Source organism: Pseudomonas sp. 67(2021) (assembly GCF_017491835.1).
GTDB classification, from domain to species: Bacteria; Pseudomonadota; Gammaproteobacteria; order Pseudomonadales; family Pseudomonadaceae; genus Aquipseudomonas; species Aquipseudomonas atacamensis.
The window spans coordinates 1-440 of the sequence record NZ_JAFGYL010000099.1 but is presented as its reverse complement, the minus strand read 5'-3'; the positions used below and the strand labels follow the sequence as shown (position 1 = coordinate 440).

The window sequence follows — 440 nt, the reverse complement described above, 5'->3', positions numbered from 1 at the left end:
CACCCGTACTGGCCGGCCGCTACGCACGGTGGTCGACACGGTCTACGCAGACTTCGGCCTGATTCCATTCCTGGAAGCGCAAGGCGCGCGGGTCGACAAACTGGCGTACCACTATTACTACGGTGGCGGCACCAGCCCATACCGGGTCAGTGTTCCAGGGGGAACGATCGACGTCTTTGCCGAGATGAAAAAGATCGGTAAGCCCGTCATCATCAACGAGTTGAACGCCGCCGAAATCTACGCCCCGCTGCGGGGCCAACCGTATGACGACGCGAAGGCCCTGGTCAGCCTGAAAACGCACATCGGCTACTTGCTGAACCAGAACGACGCCAATATCGAGGGCGCCGAGTTCTACGAGTTGTATGACGAATCCGGCAAAAACGCTGCCGAGTCCAACTTCGGACTGATGAAAACGCCGGCGCAGCCCAAAACCCAGATGC

General features: G+C 59.3%; 1 protein-coding gene. It reads left to right on the top strand.

Annotated features, from left to right (window positions below; genetic code table 11):
• Positions 1–440: hypothetical protein (locus tag J5M66_RS26705; RefSeq protein WP_207817554.1), on the top strand; the 440-nt coding region annotated here is incomplete at both ends.